At 43.8% G+C, this 2,982-nt stretch carries 3 protein-coding genes and 2 pseudogenes; 1 reads left to right on the top strand and 4 read right to left on the bottom strand.

Features of this window, described 5'->3' with window-relative positions; all coding sequences use genetic code 11:
* Nucleotides 1–58: 58 nt before the first annotated feature.
* A pseudogene (locus A7090_RS24745) lies at nt 59–397 on the top strand (winged helix-turn-helix domain-containing protein); the annotation flags it as partial.
* A 706-nt stretch (nt 398–1,103) separates the two neighbouring features.
* Here the strand turns inward: A7090_RS24745 and A7090_RS26900 are convergent.
* The 4 genes and pseudogenes from A7090_RS26900 to cdtA all read right to left on the bottom strand — a co-directional run.
* Entirely contained in the window at nt 1,104–1,214 is a 111-nt protein-coding gene (locus A7090_RS26900) for a capsid protein (protein WP_446718739.1), read from the bottom strand.
* Between the two features lie 13 nt (nt 1,215–1,227).
* Nucleotides 1,228–1,800 (bottom strand): toxin, encoded by a 573-nt coding sequence (locus A7090_RS24725; protein ID WP_105275842.1) that lies wholly within the window; start codon nt 1,798–1,800, stop codon nt 1,228–1,230.
* Nucleotides 1,797–2,618 carry a cytolethal distending toxin type I nuclease subunit CdtB gene (gene cdtB, locus A7090_RS24720; protein ID WP_105275841.1) on the bottom strand — a complete coding sequence of 274 codons (822 nt, stop codon included), beginning with the start codon at nt 2,616–2,618 and terminating at the stop codon, nt 1,797–1,799. Before cdtB ends, A7090_RS24725 begins: the two co-directional genes overlap by 4 nt.
* Nucleotides 2,615–2,982: pseudogene (gene cdtA, locus A7090_RS24715) on the bottom strand (cytolethal distending toxin type I subunit CdtA); the annotation flags it as partial. The gene cdtB and the pseudogene cdtA, both read right to left, overlap by 4 nt.

Genomic DNA, 2,982 nt, shown 5'->3' with positions numbered 1-2,982 from the left:
GATGGACATTATTTTTGTAGAGCCGGAGGAAACAGACCAGACGGTTTAAATGAGCCGGTTACACATCAAACGGGATGCCGACCCGACGTTTGATTTTATCGGCTATCTGGAAACCCTGCCGCAGACCAGCGGCATGTATATGGGGAACGCCAGTATCATCCCGCGCAATTACCGTAAATACCTCTATCACGCCTATCTGGCCTACATGGAGGCAAACGGCTACCGGAATGTACTCAGTCTGAAAATGTTCGGACTGGGGCTGCCGGTGATGCTGAAGGAATACGGGCTGAATTACGAGAAGCGCCATACCAAACAGGGGATACAGACCAACCTGACGCTGAAAGAGGAAAGCTACGGCGACTGGCTGCCAAAATGTGACGACCCAGCAACAGCCTGACCCACCTGACCGGCATCTGCCGGTCTTTTTTTATCCCTGAATCCCCCGAAGGTGAACAATCCAGTGTTCACCCTTCACCGTATATTCACCCGTTATCACACTGAAATTAAAAGAGAAAAACGAAAGGTGAACAGTGTGAACAATCAAATCAAAAAAAACTTTTTTCTCCCTGTGTGATTTCAGTACGGGGGATTAATCACCGGTATGAGTCACACCGGCAGAATGCCGGAGGTGAAGAATCGAATGTTCACCCTTCACCCATTATTCACCACCTATCACTCTGAAATAAAAGGAGAAAATAAAAGAGTGAACAGTGTGAACAGTTCTTTCGAAAAAAAATTTTTTTCCTGTGCGATATAGCATCAATCCAAGTAAAAATGCGCTTTCATTTCACATTAACTTACAGCCATTGGTATACGATTAGGTATACGCACAAAAACTGAATTAAACAAAATCGCTAAAAATCAAAGCGATACAATATTTATTCAAACTCTGCCAGCCCAAAATTCTCCATCGGTGATTACCAGAGTCATCCGATGAAGTCCTGAAAGCCCGCACGGCGCAAGCCCTGCGGGCTTTTTTGCGCCCTCAATTTTTCCCGCGAAGTCCGAAGAGAACTAATTAAATCCGAACCTTTTAGGCCCATTGATAGGCCCAACGAAACTCTGAAAGATACCCAGGAATCTGCTGACGAGTGGTTTGTTCACTAATTAGCACGTAAAATCTGTAACGGTAGGAAATCATTCAATACTCGCACTATCGAAAGCTCACCAGCCAGCCGCGGCACGTTCTTGCATACGACGTGCCGCGGTTTTATTAAGAATTCCAGATTAGCTCGTCAATGGAGACATTATTGCCGGAGATAACGGTGGATTCAGCATCCAGAGTAATCCCGGCGGCACCGTATCAAAAGGACGCCCCAGATCATCAACACATTTTTTAAATCTAAAATCTGTAATGCTCTCTCCATTTCCCAGGCACTGACCGCTTCCTATTGATTTGATTTGTACAGCTCCAGTCTCACTTGTGATAAATGTAAATAATGCATTGCGATTACTTTCCGTACACTTTATGGCTACGGCTAATTGCCCATTAAAAATGGCAAGACATTCATTGCCATCCGGGTTTTTAATCTGAATATGTCCACCTGGTGCAGATATCGAATCCAGATCACTGGTCTTTACTTCAGATATAACCCAATTATTCATATTAAAGTCACTACCCACAGGGTTTCTGATTATCCCCCCAGTTAAAACGTTTCTGATATTCACCAACATCGGCCTGGGTTCAGGATCTGCAGGAGCATTGTTGCCAACAGACTGAGTGAGAAGCCCTCGTTGATTTACCGCATCAGAAGTACATCCCGTCAGCAATAAAACCAAAATCATAATAATTGTTCTCATCTTCTAACTCCTCTTCCGGGAATGAAGCCAACCGGAAAGTGATCAGAGGCAACTTGCCCTCTTAACAAACCAAATAACAAGGAGGCCCTCAACAGGGGAAGCACAAAACTCACTGAGTTTCCAACTACAGCATAATCAAGCACCCCACCACTGGCCTGCGTCGGATCTGGTGGTGCAATAATATTTACGTGATTACGGATTCCCGGCTCAAGTGTTGAAAATAACGTAGCAGGTGAACGGTTAAAATCTCCTGCAATCATCCAGTTAGCTGCCTGTCTTATAGGATCCGTTTGTCTGTTGAAAAATTCAAAAACACTGTTAACAATTGCTCCAGAATCCACGCCCCGGTTTGCCAATGCATGAGTCGAGAAAAAAACATCATTACCAATTCTTATTCCGATAATAGGTCGTGATACAACCGTTGGTGGCGGTAATACAATCACCTCATCAGCTCTTCTGTTTGAGACAATCGCAAGATTTACCCTGTTAGCGAATACATCAACACGAGAGAAATATATAAATAGCTCTTGTGGGCGACTATTTGTTCCTGTATTCCAGATATACTCATTCATCGGAATACCAGGAGTGCTAAATTCACGATCAGTCAACGTTGCAGAAGATGGTACTGATCCAGCCTCCTGAACCATCAGGATATCAACAGCACCACTTCCCGTGACAAGTTGTCGAACATGTGTGTTCCATTTATTTTCTGTCGATGCATTTGACCCCTGCAAATTCCAGGTTGCAACTTTAAAATCGCTTAAATCTGCAAAAGAAATACCCGGCAAAATCATTAACAGGAATAATAATTTTTTCATACCCCCTCCACTCCGTCTGGTTTGTCATGTGGCAGAACTGGCAATGGTGTGAATGGTCTTAATTCTGGCTTAATCAGATTTGGTTTCGCCGCCCTGACAGGTGGGCTTATTGCCCATAACATTTCTTGCGTTTCTTCTTTTGCACCAGGACATTTTTCAAGGGTGATTGTAAAAGCAAACGGTGACAGTATAGTTCTGCTTAAATAGTCTGCTCTTATACACGTCTGCAAGGCACTACTTCTTATAAGCACATTACCATTAGTAGAAGGCAGTAACTGAAACTCCTGAGATAACGAATTATCATCACAGGTATTATGTATCACCCCGTTTTTAAAGGCCTCCATGCAAGTCCCTTGGGCAACAT

Origin of the sequence: Escherichia sp. MOD1-EC7003, assembly GCF_002965065.1 — a bacterium.
Taxonomy (GTDB): Bacteria; Pseudomonadota; Gammaproteobacteria; order Enterobacterales; family Enterobacteriaceae; genus Escherichia.
Note: the sequence above shows the minus strand (reverse complement) of the source record. Positions and strands in the feature narration are given on the sequence as shown.

What these genes read in the sequence shown, in the direction of transcription:
- A7090_RS24725 (WP_105275842.1), bottom strand. Translation starts at nt 1,800, where the DNA reads ATGAGAACAATTATTATGATTTTGGTTTTATTGCTGACGGGATGTACT.
- cdtB (WP_105275841.1), bottom strand. Translation starts at nt 2,618, where the DNA reads ATGAAAAAATTATTATTCCTGTTAATGATTTTGCCGGGTATTTCTTTT.